General features: G+C 67.0%; 1 protein-coding gene and 1 pseudogene. Both read right to left on the bottom strand.

Features of this window, described 5'->3' with window-relative positions; translation table 11 throughout:
- Window positions 1-227, bottom strand: a pseudogene (locus IVB32_RS40895) (HlyD family type I secretion periplasmic adaptor subunit); the annotation flags it as partial.
- A partial coding sequence (locus tag IVB32_RS40900) for an ATP-binding cassette domain-containing protein (RefSeq protein WP_247413156.1) occupies window positions 214-1,077 on the bottom strand: 864 nt, incomplete at its 5' end. The pseudogene IVB32_RS40895 and the gene IVB32_RS40900, both read right to left, overlap by 14 nt.

Genomic DNA, 1,077 nt, shown 5'->3' on the forward strand with positions numbered 1-1,077 from the left:
GTCGGCACCACCTTGCCGGTGGCGGTCGCGATGATGTCGACATGGCCGAACGTCGCCCAGCCGATCGCCAGCGCGAAAAACAGGATGATGGTGAGGCCGACCGCCCGCCCGACGGGCGAGGCCGGCGTTTCCAGGATCTCTAGCGCCGCCGGCAGGAACTCGCGCGCGTCGCGCTGGCGGCGCCAGAACGCGCGGTTCTTGCGTTCGATGACGTCAGCCGACGACATGGAGCCCCGCCTGGATCTGGTGCAGCATGGCGTAGCGCCCGGCCTTCTTGATCAGCTCGTCATGGCTGCCGTCCTCGACCAGGCGGCCGCCCTCGATGGTGATGATGCGATCGGCGTAGCGCACGGCCGAAAGGCGATGCGCAATGATGAAGACGGTCCGGCCGGCGCAGATCTTGCGCATGTTGCGCTGGATGATGTTCTCGCTCTCATAGTCGAGCGCGCTGGTGGCCTCATCGAAGATCAGGACGCGGGGGTTGGTGACCAGCGCCCGCGCGATGGCGATGCGCTGACGCTGGCCGCCCGACAGGCTGGCACCGCGCTCGCCGACGACGGTGTTGTATCCGTCCGGCAGCGCCAGAATGAACTCGTGCGCGCCAGCGAGTTCGGCCGCGGCAATCACCCGCTCCATCGCCATACCAGGGTCAGCGAGCGCGATGTTCTCGCGGATAGTGCGATTGAACAGCACGTTCTCCTGCAGCACCGTGCCGATCTGGCGCCGCAGCCAGGCGACGTCGGCGACTGTCAAATCGATGCCGTCGATCAGGATGCGGCCGGCCTCCGGCACGTAGAGCCGCTGAATCAGTTTTGTCAGCGTCGACTTGCCGGAACCGGAGGGCCCGACGATGCCGATGACCTGCCCCGGCAGCACCTTCAGCGAGACGTCCTGCAGCGCCAGCGACATGTCCGGCCGGTAGCGGAAGTTGACGTGGTCGAAGGTCACCTCGCCCTTGATCGGCGGCAGTGTCGCGCGCGAGGGATCGAACATCGGCTCGGGCGCGGCGTTGAGGATATCGCCGAGCCGGGCGATCGAAACCCGCGCCTGGTGGAAATCCTGCCAGAGCTGGGCCAG

The organism is Bradyrhizobium sp. 23, from assembly GCF_023073295.1.
GTDB classification, from domain to species: Bacteria; Pseudomonadota; Alphaproteobacteria; order Rhizobiales; family Xanthobacteraceae; genus Bradyrhizobium; species Bradyrhizobium canariense_D.